We start from the raw sequence: 25,415 nt of genomic DNA, 5'->3' as shown, positions 1-25,415 counted from the left end.
CCTTACTAATTACAGACCACGTGGACGGTAAACAACAAACTCGTGACCTTTGCACTGAGTATAGTTGTCATAACCAACGATGCGGATCATGTGATCAGGATAAGCACGCTTACACTCTTCAAGTTCAGCTAGGACCAAGTTAGGGTCACGCATACCGAAGAAAGGCAGTTTCCACATACCCCAATAGTAAGCACCACCATTCTCTGGAGTATCATGCTCAAGAGAAGGCGCCCAGCCTTGGTTAATCATATAAACGATTTGTGCATAAATTTCGTCTTGTGTTAAAGGCGGCAAGAACGAAAAAGTTTCATAGGTGCGCGTAGTGCGGAAATCACCTGAAGCCATTACTGACATAGAATTCTCCTTAGTCTAATTTTATTGGGCAAAATTAAGTGTCAAGTTTATCGACAGTGTCGAATTCAAACTTAATTTCTTTCCAAGTTTCTAGTGCAACTGCAAGCTCTGGGCTATAACGTGCTGCATCACGAAGAATGTCTCCACCTTCACGCTCTAGTTCACGACCTTCGTTACGTGCTTTAACACAAGCTTCCAAGGCTACACGGTTAGCTGCGGCACCCGCTGCGTTACCACCTGGGTGACCTTGCGTACCACCACCGAACTGAAGAACTGAGTCATCACCAAAGATGTTAACCAACGCTGGCATGTGCCATACGTGGATACCACCAGATGCTACTGCGAACACGCCAGGCATTGAACCCCAGTCTTGATCGAAGAAGATACCGCGTGAACGATCTTCAGGAACGAACGCTTCACGGAGCTGATCAACAAAACCTAAAGTAGAAGCACGATCACCTTCCAACTTACCAACAACAGTACCGGTGTGCAAGTGATCACCACCTGACAAACGTAAGCACTTAGCGAGTACGCGGAAATGGATACCGTGATTAGGGTTACGGTCAATTACAGCGTGCATTGCACGGTGAATGTGTAACAACATGCCGTTCTTACGACACCAGTTAGCCAGTGACGTGTTAGCTGTGAACCCACCGGTCAGGAAGTCATGCATAATGATACGCGTGCCTAGCTCTTTAGCATATTCAGCACGCTCCATCATGTCTTCACAAGTTGCAGCCGTTACGTTTAGGTAATGACCTTTAACTTCGCCAGTTTCAGCTTCAGCTTTATTAATTGCATCAGCAACAAATGAGAAACGATCTCTCCAACGCTGGAAAGGCTGCGAGTTAATGTTTTCGTCGTCTTTGGTTAAATCCAAACCACCACGCAAACACTCATAAACAGCACGACCGTAGTTCTTAGCTGACAAGCCTAACTTTGGCTTGATAGTACAACCCAACATAGGACGACCGTATTTGTTTAAACGATCACGCTCAACTTGGATACCAGCAGGCGGGCCACCACAAGTTTTAATGTAAGCGATTGGGAAACGGATATCTTCAAGACGTAAAGAGCGCACTGCTTTAAAGCCGAATACGTTACCAACTAAAGAGGTCAATACGTTTACAACTGAACCTTCTTCGAAAAGGTCTAGTGGGTAAGCGATGAATGCATAGAATGCATCTTTATTACCAGGCACCTCTTCAATTCTGTAGCAACGACCTTTGTAGAACTCCATGTCTGTTAACAAGTCAGTCCAAACAGTAGTCCAAGTACCCGTTGAAGACTCTGCAGCGACTGCCGCAGCGGCTTCTTCACGTGGAACGCCTGCTTGTGGAATAACTTTGAAACAAGCCAATAGGTCTGTGTCAAGTGGAGTGTAATCCGGTGTCCAATAGGTTAACTTGTAATCCTGTACACCGGCATTAAATGTTTGATTTGCCATACTTAAAATACCTCTAATTTAAAGGTTGTTACGAACTCACCACTAATCATACTTAAGGCACCACTTCCTTACCAATTGAAATAACTTATGCAACCCATTGCATTTAATCAATACCACCTCAATGATTTCGACAACATAAACTATAACTTATCCCAGTCCTAGCACACCCCATAGTCCACAATAATTTCATAAACCACAACACAAGCATCTAAACCCCATACAAAACGCCTGCTACTTGCAACCTATATTGCAACATTGAACTTCAAAACATCATTAACTCTATTTATTGCCACACTATTTCGCGCCCAATAACCAACTAAAAGTATCAGGATTTACATGCTATGACTTTTTCATTAGAATAGCGTATGCTTATTTCATTTAACAAGGACTAATAAACATGAGCTTTACACTACCCGATCTAAACTATGACTACAACGCACTAGCAACTGCAATTGATGCACAAACCATGGAAATCCACCATACCAAACATCACAATACCTACATCACTAATCTAAACAATGCAATTGCAGGTACGGATAATGAAGGTAAAGACCTTCTAGATTTAATTCATAATGCGGGTAGCATTTCACCTGCGGTCAGAAACAACGGCGGCGGACATTGGAACCACAGTTTTTTTTGGAATCTAATGACTCCTGACAGCATGGGTGCGCCAACTGGTGATCTTGCAGATGATATAAAAAATACGTTTGGTGATTTTGATAACTTCAAAGCACAATTCGCCCAAGCAGGCTTAACCCGCTTTGGTTCAGGCTGGGCTTGGTTAATCGTTAATGCTGAAGGTAAGTTACAAATCACCTCGACACCCAACCAGGACAACCCACTAATGGACGTCGCTGACGTTAAAGGCTCACCAATACTTGGTTTAGATGTATGGGAACATGCCTACTACCTACGTTATCAAAACCGTCGTCCGGACTATATTAACGCGTGGTGGGACATTGTAGACTGGAACAAGGTCGCTGAACTTTACCAAACCAATAAATAATATTTATCGACAACCAGGCCTGGTTACAAAACCAGGCCTGGTTGTTTTAACATCTAAAACTAATCAACAGGATCATTTCATGTCGAGTAGAATTTATTGCAATGCACAGTTTTTACCCAAACCTGGAAAAGAAGCCGAGTTATTCAAAATACTGCAATCACTAGAACCCAATACCTTGCGCGAAGACGGCTGTATCGAATACCGTGTTACCCGCCAATTGAAAAGCCCTTTTGCCCAAGGCACCAGTTTCCCGATCGTTTTCCAAGAAATCTGGCAAGACCTCACCAGCTTCGAGGCCCACTGTCAGCGCCAAGAAATCCAACACTTCTTCCAAACCACCTGCCTAGCCGAAGACGGCCTAGTAGAAAAATGGAATGTATGTATCTATACAGACGAGCCAGAGAATTATGACAAACCCAAAATATAAGCAATGAAACAAACAAGTTAGGTTAATGCTCAAAAAGCTGCTGGTACCACCCTATTACTTCATCTGCGGTACGCTCAGGCGTTAACTCGGTACTCACAAACCTTAATCCCTGCACCGACAATCGACTACGTAAACCTGCATCGCCCAAAACCCGTGCGACCGCCTGAGCCAAATCAGCCGCTGCACCCTTCTTAACTAACAATCCCGTTTGCCCATCCAACACCACCTCACGGGTGCCTCCGGAATCGGTAGCCACCACAGGCGTACCCACACACATAGCTTCAATCGCAACGCGCGGCAAGCCCTCACCACTCTGCGAAGCAGACACCAACACATCGCACCCACGAATTATCTGAATGGCATCATTACGGTAACCGGTAAAATGAACCCGATCCACCAGGCCTGCTTGTTCAATTTTTTGCTTTAAAACTGTATTTTTGTCAATCGACCCTACCAACACCAAATGCGCATTGAGCGCTTTATCCAGCAACGCAAAAGCCTCGACCAAGGTCAACACCCCTTTTTTTAGACTATTGCGCGCAATACAACACAAGGTTAACGCACCTTCTGGCACCCCATAACTGACAGGCAAAACCGCATCGCCCGCATACCACTGCGGGTTATGGCCTTTACGAATTGTTTTCGCTTTATGGACAGGGAACTTAAACCCTAAAAACCGCGTGCCTATCAAAGCCTGACGAATTGCCTCCGCGACACACATCACCCCATCCAAACGTGGGCTGAGAAATGTATGCCAAGACTCCGGGCGCAAATAGCCTACGCCTGTGGTAACGCCACGATATGCCAATAACTTGGCACTGGACTTTTTACCCGCCCGCAGCATACATGCAACCGCACGCGTATTAAACGCATGAACAATATCAACCGAATTCATTATCAGGGTCTGCCTAATCAATTCGGTTGCTGGCCTATCAAACCGCGACTTAATTTGAATCGGCTGAACCTCAACCCCATGCGCCAATAACAAGGGATAAAAACGACCATTCGGATTCGCCATTACCAACAACTTCTCAACCCGCTGATTTAATAAAATATACAACTCTGTCTCAGGCCGATCCTGACAATCTGTTATACATAAAACTTTCAAGCTTTATTCCTTTTGCTTAAAATGACCAGTACTTCATCTTCTGCCTAATTTTAAGCTTTCGAAGCACGTTTAATGGCTTAGGTTTTAAATTTTCAAATGTCTGTAAAACAAAGCCTTCCTCAATAGCATCAACAATACGCTCACTTGAAAGCCCATCCCGAAAACTATGCAACTCATCACACATCTTAGCTGCATCAAGAGATTGCTGATCATTTTTTAGGGTCGAAAGTAAGGCTGACTCTAGTTGCTCTGGATCATCAAAATCAGTGAGATGCGGCCCTGGATTTCGAGTTTTAAAGGTCACAACTGGTTTATTTAAAAACATAAATTCATACATTATTGATGATGTATCACACAGCATAATATCGGCTTGCTGCATGGCAAAATATAAATCATCTTCAGGAAAAAAATATTGATAACACTCTGATCTAATCGAACGATATTTAACCACAACATCTTGAGCCATTTTGGGATGCAAAGTAACGAACACACGCCATTTATTAGTTTCAACAAGCTGGTTTATCGCTTCAAATAAAACGGGGGCGGCGGTTATCGAAGGCGAAAAAGTAGAAGCAAAAAACACCGTTGATAAAGAATTGTCCAGCTTTAGGTTTTGTTTTTTTTTCGCATTGAAAAGATTATCTAACTTCGACCAACCCGTTTTTGCTACCGCAAAGGTTTGATAATACTGAGCTAAGCGCTTAAACTCCTGCGTATCCGCATCCGCTTGCGTGCAATACAAATCAAACCACCCCCGAATACGGTAATGATCACTTGTTTGCTCAGTTTGTGCGCCACGCTTGTTGCGTGCAATACCATGAAAAACCTGAACCTTAATACCTGGTAAATAATAAGGCACCCAATCACCCGCAACAAACACCACATCAGGCGCATAATCAATAGCCTGCTTATTTGAAGGCAACAAAACCTCATTCAAATTAAGTTTAGGGCTGACCTCTGGTGAGAAAAACCAAGCAACCTCACCGCCCTTTTGAAGAATAACATCCTGCAAGGGCCTAAAAATAGCATAACAGTAAGCTGCATTAACAAAAAAAACATATCTTCTAGCCGACATCATCTTTTCTCTTCGTATCTGCTTGAGCACTCAGCAGCCATAATCCGACATGCTTATTAAAATTAGTTTGCATATAGTCCACCGCCACGATAAACCCTATCCTGCCGTCTAAAAAACCGCCGCGTAAAATATAAATCAAAAAAAACGTCCACCAAGCTCGTAAAACCACAACCAACAAACTACGATTTCGCTTACCCTTAGAAAAATATTTTTGACTTCCCAACCAGGCATACTTCGCTAACTTTTCTAAGGCATGACCATAATCACGGCAGGTATAATGCAACAACAACCCCTTGATTCGGCCAATTTTTCCGGGGCGATGATTTAACTTCTCATGCACCAAATCCGGACTATAAAAACTCCCCTCTCGACGAACCAAACGTAAAGGCGACCGCGCACTGCGTCCAAAGCGTAACAACTTAGCATGGCGCACCACACCCCACTTAATTTTAAACCCCACCTCAAGCACCTCGGTGCGCTGTTTAAAATCCAGCAAAGCCTGTTGTGCCGTGTCATCCAAAGCCTCATCCGCATCCACAAACAAAACCCACTCAAAGCAAGCCTGCTCCAAAGCACGTTGTTTTTGGACACCAAATCCTGGCCAGTCTGTTTGCCAAACCTTATCGGTATAACGCCGAACAATCTCCAGCGTACCATCCGTGCTGCCACTATCAAACACAATAATTTCATCAGCGATCGGCGAAACAGAACGTAAACACCGCTCAATTCGATCTGCCTCGTTAAAGGTAATAATGCAAACCGAAATTGTTTGCTTATCCACTATACGCTCCTTGCTGAATGCATCAGCATCGCCCAAACTATAACCAACATAAACGCATAGACCATTACCCCACTGTTATGCGCAAAAAACGACTGGGTTAAACTAAAGTCGATATAACACACACACAACACCGCGCCCGCCGTAGCATAAGCCCGAACGGAAGAGCGCGGATGATTAAAAAAGCCTAAAAACAACCGTAAAGGCAGGAAATAAAGCACCAACAAGGCCAATAAACCCACTGCACCAAACTTAACAAACCGTTCCAGATACTCATTATGAGGATGGTCAAACTGCTCAACAAAACCATCCAGCTCACCCTGCTCAATCAGTTCGAGCTTGCGCTGCTGATAGCCACGATTCCCAACCCCATAAAGCGGATTTTCTTGCCCAATCACCCACGCACCCCGCCACATTTCTAGACGCGCACCAACCGATGTAGCCACCTCGCCAGACTGATAATAAGCCCCCACCTCTTGCACCGCTAAATCAACCCTATCCTTAACCCCTAAAGCCGGTTGAAGATAAACAAAAAACCCCGCCAATAGCAAAACACCCGAACCCAGTGCAATATGACGCCAACGAAAAGAGGGGAATAAGCCACGACAAATAATCAACAAAGCAAACGGAATCGCAATCCAGCCTCCACGGGTTCCGGAGAGCAAAGAAGCAAGCAACCCAAACACAAACCCGAGCACCAACACTAAAGCCCAAACAGCCTTATTCTTTTGCTCAAACGCCCACCCCAAACCGGCTAAAGAAATCAAACCAAACAACAAAGCAATGTTGCCAAATTGAATAGCATTAGTAAACCCTAAATCAACACGAGTCAAATCTAATAAAACAAGAATATACACACTGTGCAACATGGTCAAAAAACTGCCAACCACCACCCCCAACCAAAACAAACAGGGCTTTGGCGCAAACCTCAACAAAAACAACAACCCAATGAGAGCCGCAAAAAACCGCAAAGGCTGATCCCAGCCACGCACTCCATAATCAAACACCCAGCCTTCTAACAGCCAAACCAAACCATAAAGCGCTAGAGCCAACACAACAACCAAATCCTGACGTGTCAGACTTTGCCAACTGCTCGCCCTAAACAACCAAAACAACCCAGCTAAAAAAAGCATCACTGCGCCATACGAATAACCGCTAGGCACAACCAACGCCAAAGCACAAAACAGAAAAACAGCGAGCGAAGCATACCCAACACCAAGATCACTCGACTTAAATAAAAAACGACCGGCCAACAAGACTACCAACCCCGGCCCAATAAAGTCGTGATGCTGTCTTTAACCTGTTCCACTTCAATCCGCGCCATTAAATCTTCACCTTTTGCCCGCGCCCCCCATTTCTGCAAGGTCAAGGGTTTTGCGGTTTGCTCAACGATGGCCTGCTGATAAACCTCAACCACCAAATCACCATAACAATAAGGCCCGGTCCGTGCAGGGTTGCTATGCGCATACAAACCGACCACCGGCGTGCCCACGGCATTCGCCATATGCACCGGCCCCGTGTCCGGTGCAAGCACCAAATCAGCCTGCGCAATCAAGGCTAACAACTGCTTTAGATTACTTTTGCCCACCAAGTTAACCAAACTGCATTGTGCATACTGCTCAATGTCAGCCGCCAACTGCTGTTCCAGCGCCGTATTCGCCCCGCATATAAACACCTTATAACCCTGAGCCGCCATCCAATCGCCGATGGCGGCATAACGAGGCGCTAACCAATTGCGCTCGGCTTTAGACGCTGCCGGGCAAATAACAAAATTCTTACTTGAAAAACCAATTCGCGCACTCGCCCAGGCCTGGTCATCAGGCGCAATCGGAATCTGCCAAACAGGGGATTGCTTGGGCACACCTAAAAACGCAGCAAACTGCATAAAGCCATCTAACACATGCTCACCCACACGCGGCGCGATTGATGCGCTCATAAACAAACTGTGCAGCTCTTTTGCACGCGCCTTATCAAATCCGACCTTAACACGCGCTCTAATCATTAAACTGGCGATATTGGCACGTAATGCCACCTGCATATGCAATAAATAATCAAAGGTTTCACCCGCCAACTCGGCTTTCAACTGCCGATAGGCGCGCCAACCCTGTTTTTTATCAAACACCACAAAACGCACACCGGGCAGCCCTTTTAACAAGCTATACTCCACCCGCCCAATAACCCAAGTTAACTTGGCACCAGGATAATGTCGCGCAATCGCCTGCACCGCCGCCACCGCATTACACACATCGCCAATCGCCGACAAACGTAAAACACAAATCGACTGAGGAGCAGGCCTGCTTGTCATGCTCAAGCTTCCCCGCGTGCCTTGTTAATAATCCCCGTGGTGGATTTACCTGCAACAAACGACAAGACCTTAACCTCCCCGCCTTGCGCCAATACAAAATCCGCGCCAACAATGGTATCAATTGAATAATCGCCGCCCTTGACCAACACATCCGGACACACCTGCTGAATTAACCTTAGCGGCGTATCCTGCTCATCAAACTCATCACCAAACGGCACCACCCAATCCACACAAGCCAACCCGGCTAATACCGCAGCACGATCCTCTAAACTGTTAATTGGCCGCGCTTCACCCTTTAAACGCCTGACCGACGCATCCGAATTTAGCCCCACCACCAAACGATCGCCCAAAGCCTTCGCTTGATTCAAATAACGCACATGCCCCGCATGCAAAATATCAAAACAACCATTAGTAAACACAATACGCTCGCCATTTTGCTTCGCAAACCCAATATGCTGCAACACCGCATCAAACGGCGCAAGATAACGGTCACCCTGAGCATTTAAATATTGATTCAATTTCGCCGCCAATTCCTCTGGCGAAACCGTCGCCGCACCGAGCTTGCTGACCACAATACCCGCGCACAGGTTCGCCAAGGCCACCGCCTGCTCGGCATCAAACCCAGCCGCCAACATCACCGCCAAACTCGCAATCACCGTATCCCCCGCCCCGGTCACATCACTCACCTCCAGCACCTGTGCCGGCTCATGATAATGCGTGGCTGCAGTGATATAACTCATCCCCTGCTCACTGCGCGTCAACAACATCGCACCGATTCCCGCCTGCTCAAGCAACGCTCGCGCCGAAGCCACCATACTCGCCTCGGATGCCATATCACCACCGGCACCCAAAAACTCCTTAACATTCGGCGTAATCACATCCGCACCGGCATACAGGCTTAAATCAGCTTGTTTGGGATCGACCAACACACGCCTACCCGCGGCTTTAGCGGTTTGAATCATCCTGCTGATTTGCGCCAACGACCCCTTGTTATAATCACTAAAAACCACCCAATCAAACCCAGCCACCAGGCCTGCAAACACCTGGGCGAGGTGTTGTGCACTGGCGGGCGAAAACCGCTGCTCCATATCCAAACGCACCACCTGCTGATGACGTGATACCACGCGCATTTTGGCAATCGTCGGTTGCGCCGCCTGACGATAAAGTGACGACTGAATATGCTCCTGTGCTAACAATCGCTGCAAGCTATCACCCTCGGCATCCTCACCAACAATCCCCAGCAGCGTCACCTGTCCATCCAAGTGTGCAATATTGCGCGCCACATTCGCCGCACCGCCCGCCCTATCCTCAATCCGCTTAACATGCACCACCGGCACCGGCGCTTCCGGCGAAATACGCTGGGTATCACCATAATAATAGCGATCTAACATCACATCGCCCACCACCAAAATCTTAGCGCGCGACAACTGCTGCAAAAGATCGAAATTCAACATCATCGCCCTGACCCCTTTAACTCACCCAACTCACCCAACTCACCCAACTCACCCAACTCACCCAACTCACCCAACTCACAAGCCTCATCCAGCGCCTCGCACCACCAATGGCCAATAAACAAATGCATCTCCTGAATGCGTGCGGTTTCGCTACTTTCAACACACAAAACCTGATCGGCGATTTGCGCCAACCGGCCCCCACCGCCGCCGCTCAACGCCAAGGTGGTCGCGCCCAGATGCTTAGCCGCCTCCACTGCCAAATTCACGTTCTCACTTTTCCCCGATGTGCTTAACGCCACCAGCACATCCTCCGGACGCATTAAAGCCGACACCTGCCGGGCAAACACCTGCTCAAACCCAAAATCATTCGCGCAAGCGGTTAAAATCGAGGTATCGGTGGTCAGCGCCAAGGACGCCAAGCCCGCTCGATTATTCTTATAGCGCACCACAAACTCCGCCGCTAAATGCTGGCTATCGGCTGCACTCCCGCCATTACCACACCAAACCACCTTGCCGCCCTGCTTTAAAGTATCCATCAGGGTCGCCAGCATACTTAACGCGCTAGGCTGATAACGCTGAGCGTTATTAAATAAGGCAAGATGACGCGCAAGCGCATCAGAAAAACTTTGGGAAATTGCAGTCATAACCTGGCTTTTTAAGTAATGAAGAAAAATAAAGTTGCTAGAATAGTGGCTTATTATAACGGATAACACATCCTGCGATGACGAATTTATTGCAAAGGCTCGCTCCATTGAACGCATTTCTCTATACACTGCTAAGCTGGCTAGCCTTACCTGTCATTTTACTGCTACTTGCCCTGCGTAGCCGAAAAGATCGCCGTTACCGCCAACGCTGGGGCGAGCGCTTTGGACACCTAAACAAAACTAGCTACCTAAAAGCACAAGCAGGCCTGGTGGTCCACTGCGCCTCCGTAGGCGAGGTCGAGGCCGCCAAACCCCTTATCAACAGCCTACTAGCTCGTTACCCCACGACCCCAATAACTGTTACCTGCACCACACCAACCGGCTCAGAAAGAATTCAAAAACTCTTTGCCGGCCGCGTAACCCACTGCTACCTACCCCTTGACACCCCCGGCTCGGTAAACCGCTGGCTTAAAAGCCTACAACCCCGCGCCCTGCTGCTGCTGGAAACCGAGCTCTGGCCCAACCTACTGATCGCCTGTCGAAAAGCCAACATTCAAACCTTTGCAGTCAATGCTCGGCTATCCAAAAAATCCGCCCGTGCCTACCGACGTTTCTACTGGTTTACAAGCCTAATCCTCAACAACCTTGATGGCCTTTACACCCAAAACCCTGCCACCCTGCGCCGCTTTAAAGCGCTCGGCTTCGCCAACAGCGCAGGTGTTGCTGGCAATCTAAAATTTGATTTGCAAATCGACCCCACCCTGCCCGGCCAGACCCTTAACACCGAACTCAAAACCGCCCTTAACAACCGAACAGTTTGGGTTGCAGGCAGCACTCATGCAGGCGAAGATGAAACACTCATCCAAGCCTTTCAACAACTTAGCCCCCAACACCCACAACTCCTACTTGTGCTCGTACCGCGCCATCCCGAGCGTTTTGAACCGGTCGCCTCAGCGCTCAAAACCGCGAAACTCAGCTACCAACGCTTTAGCCAAATGCAAACCCTTAACCCCAACACCCAAGTTGTGCTTGGCGACACCATGGGCGACCTAGTTCGCTGGTATCAAAGCGCGGATTGGGTGTTTGTTGGCGGCAGCCTCATCGAACGCGGTGGCCACAACCCAATCGAGGCCATGATTTTTGGCAAACCGATTATGTCAGGACGTCATATTTTTAACTTTGCCGACCTCTACCACCAACTTGACCAAACAAAAGCCCTCGCCTGGACCGAAAACCTCAGCCAACTGACCCAGCAAGCGAAAACCTGGCTTAAGCACCCAAACCAAGCCAAACAAGCAGGCCTGGTTGGGCAGCAACTTTTCAACCAGCACAAGGGCGCAACCCAAACCCACCTTCACCACCTCAGCCAACAGCTAGGCGAAGACCTGCGCCATCAAACCCTGACCTGCACCAAGCAAGCCCAAATCCTCACCGACCAGCGCTACATAAGCGAGCTAAACGGCCCGCTCTTGGAGGCCTTCAACCCCGACTACTGGAAACAACACAACGCCATAATCGGCTATTCTCAAGGTCGCAACCAGGCCTGGTTTATTTCACACAACCAACACACTCTACTTCTGCGCCACTATTATCGAGGCGGCTTGATAGCTAAAATACTTAAAGACCAATTTTTAAAACAAGCGTCAATCCACAGCCGAGCGTTTCAAGAATTCAAACTCCTAACCTGGATGCGCGCCCAAGGTCTACCCGTGCCCAGAGCCTGTGGAGCCAGCTATCGTGCCACCGGCTTAACCTATCGTGCCGATATCTTGGTCGAAGTCATTCCCAACAGCCAAGACCTCTTCACCCACCTCAGCCAACAACCACTCCAACCCGAGGGCTGGCAACAACTAGGCGCAATGATCGCCCACTTTCATCAAGCGGGCGTATATCACTCAGACTTAAACTGCCACAACATACTCATTAACGTCTGCGCACCCAGCCAACAGAATACAAAAACCTGGTTAATCGACTTCGACAAATGCGAACGTCGCCAACCCGCAAACTGGCAAGCAAAAAATCTAGCGCGCCTCAAACGCTCACTGGACAAAGAACTAGCCAAAAACCCAAGATTCCACTTCGCCAGCCAAAACTGGCAAACGCTAAAGCAAAGCTACCAAACACAACGCAAAAAAATTACCCCCCCCTACCCTTGAAAACAGCGCGTGCTATCTCTATGATACTCATGCATTTATAAATTAAAGTTAATACCCCCATGAAACGCAAACTACTTATACTAACCCTTGCAGGCCTACTATCACCTCTTACCGCTATCCATAGCGCACCTAACAACAATAGGGAATCTCGAATAACCTCCGCCCAAAACCAGGCCTGGTAAAATAGTTCCATCGTTTAAATTTTGACAGAATATGTTGTGAAAACCAAACGTACCGCCTTAAAAACCGACTTGTTTGCCCAAGTGCATCATCAAGATAAACTCAATCATTTGGGTCATCCATGCAAGTGATTGCCCAGCATATTGACTTCGATGCCTTAGCGCAGTCGATAGCATCCTATATTGACTATGGCGACCAAGCGAAAGGCGGTCGCCCCCTTATCTACTTGACGTGATGGTTCGGATATTGGTTCTCTAGCACCTGTACAACCACTCCGATGAAAAAATAGAATACAAGCTACTTGATCGAATGAGTTATAAATGCTTTTGGGGTTTAGTCGACGCACTCACGGTGCCTGATCGCTCCACTATTTGGACGTTCGAAAACCGCCACCCCCGCAGACTGGTCAGCGGCCAAACGTCAACAAAAAGACCTCGATGCAACATTGGCCAAAAAACATGGTCAAAGCACCTTTGGCTATAAGCTGACAGTGAACGTCGATAACCAACACAAGTTTATTCGTGCCTATCACCCTGATACTGCCGAACCCCATGACACCAACCACTTTGATAAGATGCTGTATTCCAATACCCGTCAAGACATCTATGCCGACAGTGGCTACACAGGTCAACAAAAACGCAATAACTGTATCGCCAAGGTGCGTGCACGCGTAGAGCACAGCTTTGCCTCCATCGCCCACATGGGAGCCAAATGCATCCGCTCCATTATTCAGGCTCGCGCCAACTTCAAAATGGCCATGATGGCGTTGTGCCACAGCATGACTTGAAAGCCAGCCGTGCAAGGCCGTCTGGCAGGCAAAGTGTATCTTGGTGCCGCTAAAATGGCATGGAGAGACACCAAAACGTACAAAAAAGAATTAAATTCACGCAAAAAACCCGCTGTTAATTGGTTTTTAGGGCAAATAGCGTTTTAAGTTAGGGTTCTTCAAGGTTCCCAGCCATATGTATTATTTAGAAAATAACTCTTGCTAAAAATCTTCTCGGCCATTTGGTTAGTATTTTGGCTTTGACGACGCTACCTAAAAGGCTATGTTTTTTGGCCTTGGTAGCATGGTAGAATTTAGTCATTAAATCATAAAACTAGGCACTGGGTATGGAGCTTGAGTTTAAAGCGAATCAGTTTAAGGCGCTGGGGCATCCGGCTCGGTTGCGGATTTTGAATCTTTTGCGCCGTCAGGATAGTTTGTGTGTGTGTGAGTTGATGCGGGTTTTGGCGTTTGCGCAGAGTTTTTCTTCGCGGCATTTGGCGATTTTGCGCGATGCAGGCCTGGTGGAAACCGAGAAACACGGTACATGGGTGCATTATAGCTTGACGGCTGCTGGGCAGGCTTTGTTAGTTGATGCTGGCTTGGATCAAATCGAGATGTTGCAGGCGGATCTTGCGCAGTTAAATCAGTCGGATTGTGCTTCTTGTTAAGGAAGAGGATGCGGTTTTTTGGCAGGCGTTGGCGCAGGGCGGTGGTTTGTTTGATTAGATAATGCCTTTACGCTGGGCCAGGAATCCGAGTAGGTAGAATATGCCAACCACGGCAATACCTAGCCAGGTTTCGTCGGCTTTGTTGAATAAATCGACTAGCAATGGGGTGAGGTATTGGGTGATTAATGCGAAGCCGAAGGCGCAAAACAGGATAAACAGGGTGACTTTTAGAAGGAAGTTTAGCCCGCCTAGTTGCTGTTTGAACAGGCTGATCATGGAGTCGCCGTAAATCACTAGCAGGGTTGCCATCATGGCTAAGCTGATCGCGTAGAGGTGCGGCTGGATTAGGCCGGTGATGAATAGTGAAATTTGTGTTAAGGCGTCGGTTAATACATTCCATTGCATAGCCCTCTCCTTTTGGCTTTTTTTGTGTTACGTTAAGGTTGTCGGTTGCATTGGTATCGCTGGCCCTGGGGGTCTTCGATGACAATACGGTCGAGATTTTCAAGCAAAATTTTGTTTTTTTGACGATGGGGCATCGGCGGCAATAAGGCTTCGAGTTGCGAAATCAGCGCGTATTGCATTTGCACTGCTGCTTGACCTGATGGGGTGAAGGTAACCTGCTCGACTTCTAGAATAAGGTGCTCACCCTCACGCTGCCAACGACCTTGGCTTTGGGCGTTGACCGTTGGGCGCATAAAACCAAGGTTAACACTGGCTTGTCCACGCGAGGCAAAACGGCCTTGTTGGGTTAATAGGTTTTGGCTGTTGAGCGTGACCTCAATCGGCTGACCCAGCATCGAAATCGCTAGCGTCGATGGACAAGTCCAGCTGCCTTCTAGCGGCAGAGGCGTTTTTGCTTGGCTTGCCAGGCTAGCAAACAGCAGGAACGGCAAAACAAGCCATTGCATTTTTTCTTACTCCTTGCTAGCGGATAGCGTCATTTTTAGGCTGTGGGTTTGGCCTGCGGCCAGGCTATAGCTATTTTGCAATGCATTACCCGCTTCGACGCAAACCATGGTTTGGTAGTCTGCATCGGGCATATCCGCAAAGCCTTTCGCGCCCTGCTCGCCTGGATTCCAGACAATCGTGCTGGCGCTGTTTTGCTTTTCCATGATGATTGTGCGACCTTGGTCCTGTATTTCAACACCGCCAGCATGATCAACGTACACGCAATCCATCGGTGCTTGAACCGCAAGGGTATCTAGTTGGGTAAACTCGGCAAAGTCACGGTTTTTGTCAAAATAGCTCGCGCCTTCTAAGCCTTTCACAACCAGGCCTGGTGCTTGGGCGACACGGAAATAGCTGTGAAGCGCTTCCGATACGGTCCAATCTTGTTGGCTACGATTTTCGCCTTTGAGTTCGACGTCTAGTTTTTCGCCTAGTGTAACGATCAGGCTGAGTTTAAAATCATGCGGCCAGGCTTTTTGGGTGTTAGCATTCGGTGTGAGGCAAAGGGTGACTTGGGTCGCCTCACCGACAGAACACACAGCTTCGACTTGCCACAGCTCATAACGCGCTATGCCGTGGGCTTTTTGATTAGATTCGGTTGGGTGGGCACCAAACCAAGGCCAGCATACCGGCACGCCACCACGTACGGGTTTGGTGCCATCATAGACAGCGGTTGGTGATACATACAGCAGGTCTTCGCCGCCTTGCGGTATGTAGCTTAGCAGCGTGGCTCCGTGGGTGGTCAGCGTAGCTTGGCCGTAGGCGTTTTTAAGTTCAACCATAACCAATTGGTCTTGTTGGTAAAAACGCAGGTTTGGGTGGTTAAATTGGTTTTTGATTTGGCTCAGCATGAATGGTTTCCTTTTGAAGATTTGGGCATCTAGGCGGTTTGTTCATGCGCGTCTTCGAGGTGCGCTTTGGTTTGAGCTTGCATAGTTAATCCCAGCTTCTTGAATAACTGATGATCGTGATCCGCTTCAGGGTTGTCGGTGGTGAGCAGTTTATCACCGTAGAAAATAGAGTTAGCGCCGGCAAAAAAGCACCAGGCCTGGGCTTGTTCGTTCAGCTCCATCCGCCCTGCTGATAAGCGCACATAGGACTTGGGCATTAGAATTCTCGCGGTAGCAATTACTCGAATAAACTCGAATGGGTCGGTTTGGCCGCGCATAGTTTCAAGGGGCGTGCCTTCAATCGGCACCAGCAGATTAATCGGCACCGAACCAGGATGTTGGCTCATGGTTGCGAAGGTGCGCAGTAGTTCAGCGCGGTCAATGTGTTGTTCGCCCATGCCGATAATGCCTCCGGAACACACGTTGATGCCGGCTTGTTGCACCTTGTCGATGGTGTCAAGCCGATCTTGGAAGGTGCGAGTGGTGATGACTTTTGAGTAGTAGGCTTCGGAGGTGTCGAGGTTGTGGTTATAGTAGTCCAGGCCTGCTTGTTTGAGCTGTTGAACCTGTTCGTCATCCAGCATACCTAAGGTCATGCAGGTTTCCATGCCGAGGTCGCGCACGACCTTGACCATTTCCAATACAACCGGAAAATCTTTTTTGTTTGGGTTGCGCCAAGCCGCGCCCATACAAAGTCGGGTTGCGCCTTTGGCTTTGGCTTGCATGGCTTTGTCGAGCACTTCTTGCACCGCCATCATTTTTTGTTTTTCTAGGCCTGTGTCGTAGCGCGCGCTTTGTGAGCAATAGGAGCAGTCCTCGGCACAGCCACCGGATTTAATATTAACCAGGGTGCTGATCTGCACTTCGTTAGGCTCGAAGTACATCCGATGCACCGTGTGGGCTTGGAACATCAAATCATTGAAGGGTTGTTCCATAATGGCTTTGATTTGAGCCAAAGTCCAGTCGTGGCGAAGTTCTCCGAGTTGCTTCATATTTTGTTTTCCTTGAGTCAATTGTTGGTTATTATAACCCCAACGTATTGACTAGGTGTGAGCAGATGCATTGGCTTGAACGCTGGATTTTTCCGCCCCGCTGTGTGGTGACGGATAAGCTGACCGAGCGCTGGGATATTGCAGCGCATTTGGTGGAAAAGTGGCGCCCCCAGCTTGCGTTATGTCCGCGCTGCGCAGAAATCAGTCCAAAGGGCTTAGTCTGTGGACGGTGTTTGAGCACCCCACCCGCGTTTAGCCGAACGCAGGTTGCTTTTTTATTTGAGCAGGAACTACGTGATTTGGTGCATCAGCTTAAATATGGTCGGCAGCTCCATTTAACGCGACTGTTTGCTGAGTTGATGGCACAATCGTTTGACGCAGCGGGGATTGAGGCATTGGTCCCGATCCCGCTTCATCGTTCACGTTTACGCGAACGCGGCTATAATCAAGCGTTAGAACTCGCACGAATGTTGAGCAAACCACTTGATTTGCCGGTTATTAATGCGTTGAGTCGGCCTAAAGCAGGGCTGAGCCAAACCCATTTAAACGCCCAGCAAAGGCGGCAGAATTTAAAAGCGGCCTTTGCTTTTGAACCTGAAAGCTTGCGTGGGTTCACTAGGGTGGCGTTGGTTGATGATGTGATCACCACGGGTAGCACGATGCAATCCGCTGGCGCTACCCTAACCCATGAGCAACCAGGCCTGGTTGTCGAAGCCTGGGCGTTAGCAAAAACATCATGCTAAACGAGGGATTAAGTAAAGGTTTATCTGACAGTTTGAAACCAAAACCAACCGGATGGAGGGCTAACCGATGAAACAGATTTTGATTGCACCGGATAGTTTTAAAGGCTCGATTAGCGCAATTGCGTTTTGCCAGATTGCCGCCCGAGTAATTGCAAGCCATTGGCCTGAAGTTCGGGTTATTCAACGTCCGTTGTCGGATGGCGGCGAGGGCTTTGTGGATGCATTTGTCTATGCAGGTTTGGCAAAGCGAGTTAGCATAGAAACACTCGACCCCTTAGGTCGGGCGATACAAGCCGACTTCGCTTGGCAAGCAGCCAGCCAAACCGCGATCATCGAAATGGCGCAGGCATCCGGCTTGCCTTTACTCGCTGGCGATGAGCGTGATCCACTCAATGCCAGTAGTTTTGGCACAGGCCTGGTGATTCAGGCGGCCATCAACCTGGGGGCGCAGCGCATTATTTTAGGCTTAGGCGGCAGTGCGACTAACGATGGCGGGTGCGGCGGGCGGTATGGCGGGTGGATTTATCGGTGTGCTAAATGCCCAAACACAAAGCGGTTTTGATTTACTGGCGAAGGCGAGCGCACTTGAAGCCTTGTGTGAACCAGGCATCGTGGACGAACATACCGCGATGCAACACACCCCCCAATGGCTAGAAAACACCCTTTACAGCGCATTGCGTTTGTTTAAAACCTAATATCAGGCAAACACATCCAGCCCTTTTTTATCCAAAATAGTGAGCAAACGCAATACTGCGCCACTGGGTTTTTTTATGCCTCGCTCCCATTCCGAAACCGAGTTTTTGGTTACATTTAAATAGCGTGCTAACACGGGTTGTGAAACCTTATATTTGCTACGTAAGGCCTTAATTTCTTCAGGTGAATATAGGCGCAGAGGAGCTAAACAACGTGCATCAAAATCACGCATCGTTTGCTTATCAACCGCGCCGACCTGATGTAAAGCCTCCATTGTTTCATGAATAGCCGCTAATGCATCTGTCTTATATGCCTGTGTCATTCTACTTAACCTCAAAAATTTGATTGATAGCCATTAGCTGTTGAATTTGTTCAGCGTCAAGAGCCAATACTTTATCGGCCATGGCTTTAAAAGCCTGCTTAATCGCTTTGATAAGCATTTGATTTGTAATCTTTTCTCGTTTAGCAAAGCGCTCAAACCAAGCATTTTTATAGATTTTCACAAGTCTTCCCATTAAAACTAAACAAAAGTATACATCTTAGAGTGATACTTTTAAAGCATTTTTAGAGGTCTAGTCCGTTTGCATTGCCCAAAGCGGGCTGACGCTATCGACGGCTGCGGGCATGAGCCATAGCACTTGGTAGGGTTGCAGGCTGAGTGGCTGTTGATTGAGCGAATAGGGTTTTTTATCCAGCAGGCGCTGTTTAATTCTCTCAAAAATTTGTTCGCTCATTTTATTTACCCCTTGCTGATCCTGTTACGCATTATCCAACTCAACCGCCTGCTCCTCTTGATGACGATCAAGGGTTAAGCCATTCATTTCAGCATCAAACGCAATAAAGTACCATCCAGATTCGTAGAAACCAACCACTCAGACATCGTTACTCCTTTGGGGGGTTATTTATCCTTTTACCTTTGTAGCAAGTTGGGTTCGATGAAATAAGAATGAATTGTGTTGTCTGGTTGCTGCATGGGTGAATTTGGTGAATCTTGGCTAGTTCTGCTCGCTAGAATCGGTTTTTCCGTTGAATTTGCGCTAAAATAGCTGACTTTGGATTGAACAATAAATGGATTTTGCTATGAATCGTCTGCAACGGATTGGCTTTTTAAAACAATTACTCACTGAACGTGTGCTAGTGCTCGATGGTGCAATGGGCACGATGATTCAGGGTTTAAATCTGTCGGAAGAGGATTTTCGTGGCGAGCGGTTTGCACACTTTCACATGGATATCAAGGGCAACAATGACATCTTGGTCATTACCAAACCTGAGGCGATTTGTGACATTCATTTAAGCTTTTTGCGCCAGGGCGTGGATATTCTCGAAACCAACTCGTTTAACGCCACCACCATTGCACAAGCCGATTACGATATGCAAGACCAGGTTTATGATATTAATTTTTGCGCCGCGCAGGTGGCCCGCCAGGCCTGCGATATCGCGGAGCAAGAAGATGGCAAGCCGCGTTTTGTCGCCGGGGTGCTCGGCCCAACCAATCGCACCGCTTCGATTTCACCGGATGTGAACGACCCGGGCTTTCGCAACACCCATTTTGATGAATTGGTCGAAGCCTATATTCAGGCGACGAATGCGCTATTAGAAGGTGGCGCGGATGTCATCTTAATTGAAACTATTTTTGATACCTTAAACGCCAAAGCCGCGATTTTCGCGGTTAAGCAGGTAGAAGATGCGCTGGGCGAAGAGGTGCCGATTATGATTTCGGGCACAATTACCGATGCGTCTGGCCGAACCTTGTCGGGGCAAACAACCGAAGCGTTTTATAACGCGGTGCGCCATGCCCAGCCTTTAAGTATTGGCCTAAACTGTGCGCTTGGCCCAGCTGAACTGCGCCCTTATGTTGAAGAACTCAGCCGCATTTGTGAAACCTATGTGTCGGTTCACCCGAATGCCGGCCTGCCGAATGAGTTTGGTGAGTATGATGAAACCCCTGAGCAAATGGCCGCTGAAGTACAAACCTGGGCTGAAAGTGGCTGGCTAAATATTATTGGTGGCTGTTGCGGTACCACTCCTGAGCATGTCGAAGCCATGGCAAAGGCGGCGCAGGCTCATCCTCAACGCACCATCCCTAAGATTAAAGTAGCCTGCCGTTTGTCTGGGCTTGAGCCGATGACGATTGATCAATCCACTTTGTTTGTAAACGTCGGTGAGCGCAATAACGTCACCGGCTCGGCCTTGTTTAAGCGTTTGATTATTGAGGATAACTACGAGCAAGCGGTTGAAATCGCGGTCAAGCAGGTTAACGACGGCGCGCAAATTATTGACGTTAATATGGACGAAGGCATGTTGGATGCTAAAGCCTGTATGACGCGTTTTTTAAATATGATGGCCGGCGAACCCGATGCGGCACGGGTACCGGTGATGATTGACTCATCAAAATGGGAGGCGATTGAGGCGGGTTTAAAATGCATTCAAGGCAAAGGCATTGTTAACTCCATTTCCTTGAAAGAAGGCGAAGAAAACTTCCTCGCTCAAGCTAAATTAATTCAGCGTTATGGCGCGGCGACGATTGTGATGGCGTTTGATGAGGATGGCCAAGCCGATACCTTTGCGCGCAAAAAAGAAATTTGTCAACGTTCCTATGACTTGTTGGTGGCGAATGGCTTCCCGCCCGAAGACATTATTTTCGACCCGAATATTTTTGCCATTGCGACGGGTATTGATGAGCACAATAACTATGCGATGGATTTTATTAACGCGGTGGAGTGGATTAAAAACCATCTGCCCCATGCGTTAATTTCAGGCGGGGTGTCTAACGTATCCTTCTCTTTCCGTGGCAATAATCCGGTGCGCGAAGCGATTCACTCGGTTTTCCTCTATTATGCGATTCAAAAAGGCATGGATATGGGCATCGTTAACGCCTCACAAATGGCGGTGTATGACGACCTTGATCCAGAACTGAAGCAAGCGGTTGAAGATGTGGTTTTGAATAAGGATGATGGCGCGGCTGATCGTTTACTGGAGGTGGCTGAAAAATTCCGTGGCGATGGTTCGGTGCAAAGTAAAGAGTCCGATATTGCATGGCGTGATGCTAGTGTAGAAAAACGCTTGGAACACTCGCTGGTTAAAGGCATTACCGACTTTATCGAAGCCGATACCGAAGAAGCCCGCACCACCCTCGGCTCACCGCTTCAAGTGATTGAGGGGCCGTTAATGGACGGCATGAACGTGGTCGGCGATTTATTTGGCGCGGGCAAAATGTTCTTGCCACAGGTGGTGAAATCCGCGCGGGTGATGAAACGCGCGGTGGCTTATCTACAACCCTTCCTAGAAGATGAAAAAGCCTCAGGCCAAGCTAAGGGTAAGATTGTGATGGCAACGGTGAAAGGTGATGTGCATGACATCGGCAAAAACATTGTCGGCGTGGTGTTGCAGTGTAATAACTTTGAGGTGATTGATCTGGGGGTGATGGTACCGGCGGAGAAAATTTTGGACACCGCATTAGCTGAAGGCGCGAATGTGATTGGCTTGTCAGGTCTCATCACCCCCTCACTCGAAGAAATGGTGCATGTGGCCAAAGAAATGCAACGCCGTGGTATGTCGATTCCGCTGTTAATTGGCGGTGCGACCACCTCGAAAGCCCATACGGCGGTGAAAATCGAACCGCAATATGATCATCCGGTGGTGTATGTAAAAGATGCGTCGCGGGCCGTGGGTGTGGCGCAAAGCTTGATCTCCAATGACCTCAAAGCCGCCTTTGCCGCTAAAATTCGTGAAGAATATGTGCAGTTACGTGAAGAGCGCAAAGCACGCGCTAAACAAGTCAAACGCACGCCGCTGAACAAAGCGCGTGAAAACCCGATCCCTGTAGACTGGACAGACTACACCCCGCCCAAACCGAGTTTTTTGGGTAAAAAAGTATTCGACCATATCGAGCTCGCTGATTTGGTGCCCCGGATTGATTGGTCGCCGTTCTTCCAGTCTTGGGATTTGCACGGCCTCTATCCACGCATTTTAGACGACAAGATTGTTGGCGAAGAAGCGAAGAAGGTGTTTGCCGATGCAAAAACCATGTTGCAGCAAATTATTGACAAAAAATGGCTCACCGCTCGTGCGGTAATCGGGTTTTATCCGGCGAACGCTGTTGGCGATGATATTGAGCTTTATACTGACGAAACACGCACGACACAACTTTGTCGCCTACACAACCTGCGCCAACAGGCGGAGAAAAAGGCGGGGCAATATAATCAATGTTTAAGCGATTACATTGCGCCCAAAGCCTTGAAAAACCAACCAGGCCTGGTGCTTGAGGATTACATTGGCGCCTTTGCGGTGACGGCAGGCATTGGCATTGATGAGCATATTGCGCGCTTTGAAGCCGAGCATGATGACTATCACTCGATTATGATTAAAGCCCTCGCAGACCGTTTAGCCGAAGCACTGGCTGAGCATATGCACGAGCTAGTTCGCAAAGAGTTTTGGGGTTATGCGAAAGATGAAAACCTCACCAATGAGGAACTCATCAAAGAGAAATACCAAGGCATTCGCCCAGCACCCGGTTATCCCGCCAACCCAGAGCACTCCGAAAAAGGCACGCTATGGGACTTGCTAAAACCGGATGAAGAAATTGGCTTGGAGCTGACCTCCAGCTATGCCATGACCCCCACCGCGGCAGTATCAGGCTGGTATTATGCCCATCCGCAAAGCAAGTATTTTGGTGTCGGTTCAATCGGCCGTGATCAAGCCGAAGACTATGCGCACCGCAAAGGCTGGACGATTGCTGAGGCTGAAAAATGGCTCGCCCCTAACTTGGGTTACGACCCAGAAGATTTTAACTAGGTTTTGCTAGTAACCGCTTAAAAAAGGCTATGTAGGTCGCCACCCTGCGCTTTATCGCGATAGGTAAATGGGTAAACTGTTTCTTGGCTTGTCGTTGAGCGCGAGCGGTGTAAATCCCTCTTTCAAGAGGGCGCGAATCTGGTATCGTTCACCTTGGGTCAGTTGACACTATTTCATTATGGTTTAGCGCTGAGTTGGGCATAGCGTTGAAACAGGTGGTTGATGAGCTCCTGCGGGGTTTAAGAATCTACTTTACTCTGGGTGAGGGTGGCGGTATAAGCCTGTTTAGGTGAATTACGCTCAGTTGGAAAAGCTAATTCGAGCTTTCGTTCTTTTAACAACAAGGGTAAGTAATTTTTTCTAAGCAGCTCTGTTGAGCGATTCACTATATCTGCTAACACAGCAATAGATACATATTGGCCTTGACACAACTCTAAAATAATGGAGTTTAAAGTTTCTTTTGTTACTTTTTTCTTGTATCTAGGCAGGTCTGCTATGCTAAATAATTGTTGTTTATAGAGGTCGGACAGCATGTCAAGATTGTCAACAAAGTGGTATTTGTGAAAGGCATGATTTGATATTAAACGCCCATGTTCGTCTCTTGTAAAAACTAAGCTTGGGGGATTAGCATTCAAGCTTGGGGGATTAGCATTCAAGCTTGGGGGATTAGCATTCAAGCTTGGGGGATTAGCATTCAAGCTTGGGGGTGACCCAAATAAATCTTCTGTTTTGGGCAGAAAGTTATCAATAGCGGTTAAATGATAAGCTGCTCCTCGACTATGCCCCGACTGAGTCAACCAACTCTTTTCCACTAAACTTGAAAGTGCCTTGCTAATATCGGCAGGATGTTCTGATGATAGTTCTAACAATCGCTCATGGGTGACCACTGTTTCGGTTAAGGCAATCCCTAAGGCTAGCTGCCCTAAATACCCAAGCTGTGAAAACGCCAACCCAAAATGCTGCGAAAGTGTTGCCATTGCACCTTGTGGAAGTAAATCTGTCATCCAAAGGCGTAGTTGGGTTTGCTCAGAAGGGCTGAGCAACTCTTCAAGCTGGATTGTCAACCCTTTTTCGTACACAAAGACGCCCATTTTTTATCTAGCACCTGCATAGCCCTGATCCATTGATTTTCATACGCTACGGGCGAGTAATGATCATTCGTGCTGTGCATTCTTTGGTGGTTGTACCAGCCAATATAATCGGACACATCGTGTAACGCTTGTTTGCCTGTGGTGTACGTTGTGCGATAGACGCGTTCTTTTTTCAGGCTGGCAAAAAAGCTTTCCACTACCGCGTTATCCCAGCAATTCCCGCGCCGGCTCATGCTGGGTTTAATTCCCCAGTGCTTGAGCAGGCTTCGATAAGCTTTCGACACAAACTGGCTGCCTTGGTCGGTGTGGATAATCAACCCGCGTGTGGGTTTTCGGTTCCACAGTGCTCTCAATAACGCTCTTTTGACCAGTTGGGCATCCATTCGGCTGTCCATGGCCCAGCCGACCACACGGCGTGAATACAGGTCTATAAACACCGCTAGGTATTGCCAGCCTTCAAGCGTGCGAATGTAACTGATGTCGGCGACCCATTTTTGATTGGGGCCTTTGACATCAAATTGACGTTTGAGTGCATTGGCGGCAATCCGGCCATCGTCAATATGGGCTACATTGCGATTACGGTAACGCTGGCGTGTGACGACGTTTAGCCCTAGCGCTTTCATACGCTCGATGATGCGCCGGCGACTGACTTCCAGCTTATGCTCGCGTTTGAGCGCGGTCTTAATGCGCCGTGCGCCAATTGTTTGGCGATAGTGTTCAACCAGTTCACTAATGTGTTGGTCGAGTTGCGTCTGCTTGTGTGCTTGGTGCGCCTGTCTTTGCTCACGCTGTGACTGATTTTGTAAATGGCTGGTGTAGCTGCTTCGCTTGATCCCGATCAATCGGCACAGACGACAGACACTGTAATCCGCTTTGTGTGTATCAATCCA

At 48.2% G+C, this 25,415-nt stretch carries 26 protein-coding genes and 1 pseudogene; 9 read left to right on the top strand and 18 right to left on the bottom strand.

What is annotated here, in order from left to right; genetic code table 11:
- Nucleotides 1-9: 9 nt before the first annotated feature.
- Together P8S55_RS05295 and P8S55_RS05290 are read right to left on the bottom strand one after the other, a co-directional pair.
- Nucleotides 10-354, bottom strand: coding sequence for a ribulose bisphosphate carboxylase small subunit (locus P8S55_RS05295; RefSeq protein ID WP_289225238.1), 345 nt, complete (start codon nt 352-354; stop codon nt 10-12).
- A gap of 34 nt (nt 355-388) precedes the next feature.
- The gene (locus P8S55_RS05290; protein WP_289225237.1) at nt 389-1,801 is read right to left on the bottom strand and encodes a form I ribulose bisphosphate carboxylase large subunit; all 1,413 of its coding nucleotides are present in this window, start codon (nt 1,799-1,801) and stop codon (nt 389-391) included.
- A gap of 397 nt (nt 1,802-2,198) precedes the next feature.
- Here P8S55_RS05290 and P8S55_RS05285 point away from each other — a divergent pair, with 397 nt between their 5' ends.
- Nucleotides 2,199-2,807 (top strand): superoxide dismutase, encoded by a 609-nt coding sequence (locus tag P8S55_RS05285; RefSeq protein WP_289225236.1) that lies wholly within the window; start codon nt 2,199-2,201, stop codon nt 2,805-2,807.
- 79 nt (nt 2,808-2,886) lie between these two features.
- Nucleotides 2,887-3,234, top strand: coding sequence for a putative quinol monooxygenase (locus P8S55_RS05280; RefSeq protein ID WP_289225235.1), 348 nt, complete (start codon nt 2,887-2,889; stop codon nt 3,232-3,234).
- A gap of 22 nt (nt 3,235-3,256) precedes the next feature.
- Here the strand turns inward: P8S55_RS05280 and P8S55_RS05275 are convergent, their stop codons facing one another.
- From P8S55_RS05275 to P8S55_RS05245, 7 genes are read right to left on the bottom strand one after another with little or no spacing between them, the layout of a single operon-like run.
- Nucleotides 3,257-4,342: a glycosyltransferase gene (locus tag P8S55_RS05275; protein ID WP_289225234.1), complete on the bottom strand. Its 1,086-nt coding sequence runs from the start codon at nt 4,340-4,342 to the stop codon at nt 3,257-3,259.
- Between the two features lie 16 nt (nt 4,343-4,358).
- Nucleotides 4,359-5,417 (bottom strand): CDP-glycerol glycerophosphotransferase family protein, encoded by a 1,059-nt coding sequence (locus tag P8S55_RS05270; RefSeq protein WP_289225233.1) that lies wholly within the window; start codon nt 5,415-5,417, stop codon nt 4,359-4,361.
- Nucleotides 5,407-6,198 carry a glycosyltransferase family 2 protein gene (locus P8S55_RS05265; RefSeq protein WP_289225232.1) on the bottom strand — a complete coding sequence of 264 codons (792 nt, stop codon included), beginning with the start codon at nt 6,196-6,198 and terminating at the stop codon, nt 5,407-5,409. Before P8S55_RS05265 ends, P8S55_RS05270 begins: the two co-directional genes overlap by 11 nt.
- Nucleotides 6,198-7,448 carry an O-antigen ligase family protein gene (locus P8S55_RS05260; protein WP_289225231.1) on the bottom strand — a complete coding sequence of 417 codons (1,251 nt, stop codon included), beginning with the start codon at nt 7,446-7,448 and terminating at the stop codon, nt 6,198-6,200. Before P8S55_RS05260 ends, P8S55_RS05265 begins: the two co-directional genes overlap by 1 nt.
- A 5-nt stretch (nt 7,449-7,453) precedes the next feature.
- The gene (locus P8S55_RS05255) at nt 7,454-8,500 is read right to left on the bottom strand and encodes a glycosyltransferase family 9 protein (protein WP_289225230.1); all 1,047 of its coding nucleotides are present in this window, start codon (nt 8,498-8,500) and stop codon (nt 7,454-7,456) included.
- Nucleotides 8,501-8,502: 2 nt separating this feature from the next.
- Nucleotides 8,503-9,957: a bifunctional D-glycero-beta-D-manno-heptose-7-phosphate kinase/D-glycero-beta-D-manno-heptose 1-phosphate adenylyltransferase HldE gene (gene hldE, locus P8S55_RS05250; RefSeq protein ID WP_289225229.1), complete on the bottom strand. Its 1,455-nt coding sequence runs from the start codon at nt 9,955-9,957 to the stop codon at nt 8,503-8,505.
- The gene (locus P8S55_RS05245; protein ID WP_289225228.1) at nt 9,954-10,598 is read right to left on the bottom strand and encodes a D-sedoheptulose-7-phosphate isomerase; all 645 of its coding nucleotides are present in this window, start codon (nt 10,596-10,598) and stop codon (nt 9,954-9,956) included. Before P8S55_RS05245 ends, hldE begins: the two co-directional genes overlap by 4 nt.
- Before the next feature lie 107 nt (nt 10,599-10,705).
- Between P8S55_RS05245 and waaA the strand changes: the two genes are divergently transcribed.
- From waaA to P8S55_RS05230, 3 genes and pseudogenes are all read left to right on the top strand, one after another.
- On the top strand, nt 10,706-12,754 hold the full coding sequence (gene waaA / locus P8S55_RS05240; RefSeq protein WP_289225227.1) for a lipid IV(A) 3-deoxy-D-manno-octulosonic acid transferase: 2,049 nt from the start codon (nt 10,706-10,708) through the stop codon (nt 12,752-12,754).
- 218 nt (nt 12,755-12,972) lie between these two features.
- Nucleotides 12,973-13,721: pseudogene (locus tag P8S55_RS05235) on the top strand (transposase).
- 326 nt (nt 13,722-14,047) lie between these two features.
- Complete coding sequence (locus P8S55_RS05230) at nt 14,048-14,371, top strand: ArsR/SmtB family transcription factor (protein ID WP_289225226.1); 324 nt, start codon at nt 14,048-14,050, stop codon at nt 14,369-14,371.
- 54 nt (nt 14,372-14,425) lie between these two features.
- On the opposite strand, the gene P8S55_RS05225 is transcribed toward P8S55_RS05230, so the two are convergent.
- Genes P8S55_RS05225 through bioB form a run of 4 tightly spaced genes read right to left on the bottom strand, consistent with a single transcriptional unit; the run spans nt 14,426 to nt 17,204 of the window.
- Complete coding sequence (locus tag P8S55_RS05225) at nt 14,426-14,776, bottom strand: DUF3392 family protein (RefSeq protein ID WP_289225225.1); 351 nt, start codon at nt 14,774-14,776, stop codon at nt 14,426-14,428.
- A 32-nt stretch (nt 14,777-14,808) separates the two neighbouring features.
- Nucleotides 14,809-15,282 (bottom strand): hypothetical protein, encoded by a 474-nt coding sequence (locus P8S55_RS05220; RefSeq protein ID WP_289225224.1) that lies wholly within the window; start codon nt 15,280-15,282, stop codon nt 14,809-14,811.
- A 6-nt stretch (nt 15,283-15,288) separates the two neighbouring features.
- Nucleotides 15,289-16,173, bottom strand: a complete 885-nt coding sequence (locus P8S55_RS05215) for a D-hexose-6-phosphate mutarotase (protein WP_289225223.1) — start codon at nt 16,171-16,173, stop codon at nt 15,289-15,291.
- Nucleotides 16,174-16,202: 29 nt separating this feature from the next.
- Nucleotides 16,203-17,204, bottom strand: coding sequence for a biotin synthase BioB (gene bioB, locus P8S55_RS05210; RefSeq protein WP_289225222.1), 1,002 nt, complete (start codon nt 17,202-17,204; stop codon nt 16,203-16,205).
- A 65-nt stretch (nt 17,205-17,269) separates the two neighbouring features.
- Here bioB and P8S55_RS05205 point away from each other — a divergent pair, with 65 nt between their 5' ends.
- The 3 genes from P8S55_RS05205 to P8S55_RS05195 all read left to right on the top strand — a co-directional run bounded on the left by P8S55_RS05205 (nt 17,270) and on the right by P8S55_RS05195 (nt 18,642).
- Nucleotides 17,270-17,947, top strand: a complete 678-nt coding sequence (locus P8S55_RS05205) for a ComF family protein (RefSeq protein ID WP_289225221.1) — start codon at nt 17,270-17,272, stop codon at nt 17,945-17,947.
- Between the two features lie 67 nt (nt 17,948-18,014).
- Nucleotides 18,015-18,509, top strand: coding sequence for a glycerate kinase (locus P8S55_RS05200; RefSeq protein WP_289225220.1), 495 nt, complete (start codon nt 18,015-18,017; stop codon nt 18,507-18,509).
- Nucleotides 18,436-18,642: a hypothetical protein gene (locus tag P8S55_RS05195; RefSeq protein WP_503010458.1), complete on the top strand. Its 207-nt coding sequence runs from the start codon at nt 18,436-18,438 to the stop codon at nt 18,640-18,642. The genes P8S55_RS05200 and P8S55_RS05195 overlap by 74 nt, the downstream gene beginning before the upstream one ends.
- 2 nt (nt 18,643-18,644) lie before the next feature.
- Here the strand turns inward: P8S55_RS05195 and P8S55_RS05190 are convergent, their stop codons facing one another.
- From P8S55_RS05190 to P8S55_RS05180, 3 genes are all read right to left on the bottom strand, one after another.
- On the bottom strand, nt 18,645-18,962 hold the full coding sequence (locus P8S55_RS05190) for a helix-turn-helix domain-containing protein (RefSeq protein ID WP_289225218.1): 318 nt from the start codon (nt 18,960-18,962) through the stop codon (nt 18,645-18,647).
- Between the two features lies 1 nt (nt 18,963).
- Complete coding sequence (locus P8S55_RS05185; RefSeq protein WP_289225217.1) at nt 18,964-19,143, bottom strand: type II toxin-antitoxin system RelE/ParE family toxin; 180 nt, start codon at nt 19,141-19,143, stop codon at nt 18,964-18,966.
- A 69-nt stretch (nt 19,144-19,212) separates the two neighbouring features.
- Nucleotides 19,213-19,374 carry a hypothetical protein gene (locus P8S55_RS05180; protein WP_289225216.1) on the bottom strand — a complete coding sequence of 54 codons (162 nt, stop codon included), beginning with the start codon at nt 19,372-19,374 and terminating at the stop codon, nt 19,213-19,215.
- 346 nt (nt 19,375-19,720) lie between these two features.
- Here P8S55_RS05180 and metH point away from each other — a divergent pair, with 346 nt between their 5' ends.
- On the top strand, nt 19,721-23,434 hold the full coding sequence (gene metH / locus P8S55_RS05175) for a methionine synthase (protein ID WP_289225215.1): 3,714 nt from the start codon (nt 19,721-19,723) through the stop codon (nt 23,432-23,434).
- 239 nt (nt 23,435-23,673) lie between these two features.
- Here the strand turns inward: metH and P8S55_RS05170 are convergent, their stop codons facing one another.
- Both P8S55_RS05170 and P8S55_RS05165 read right to left on the bottom strand, forming a co-directional pair.
- On the bottom strand, nt 23,674-24,525 hold the full coding sequence (locus P8S55_RS05170) for a hypothetical protein (RefSeq protein ID WP_289225214.1): 852 nt from the start codon (nt 24,523-24,525) through the stop codon (nt 23,674-23,676).
- Complete coding sequence (locus P8S55_RS05165) at nt 24,495-25,412, bottom strand: IS3 family transposase (RefSeq protein WP_289225310.1); 918 nt, start codon at nt 25,410-25,412, stop codon at nt 24,495-24,497. The genes P8S55_RS05170 and P8S55_RS05165 overlap by 31 nt, the downstream gene beginning before the upstream one ends.
- Nucleotides 25,413-25,415: the final 3 nt, after the last annotated feature.

Source organism: Thiomicrospira sp. R3 (assembly GCF_029581415.1).
In the GTDB taxonomy this organism is placed as follows: Bacteria; Pseudomonadota; Gammaproteobacteria; order Thiomicrospirales; family Thiomicrospiraceae; genus Thiomicrospira.
The sequence above is the reverse complement of the archived record's forward strand: the minus strand, read 5'-3'. Positions and strand labels throughout refer to the sequence as shown.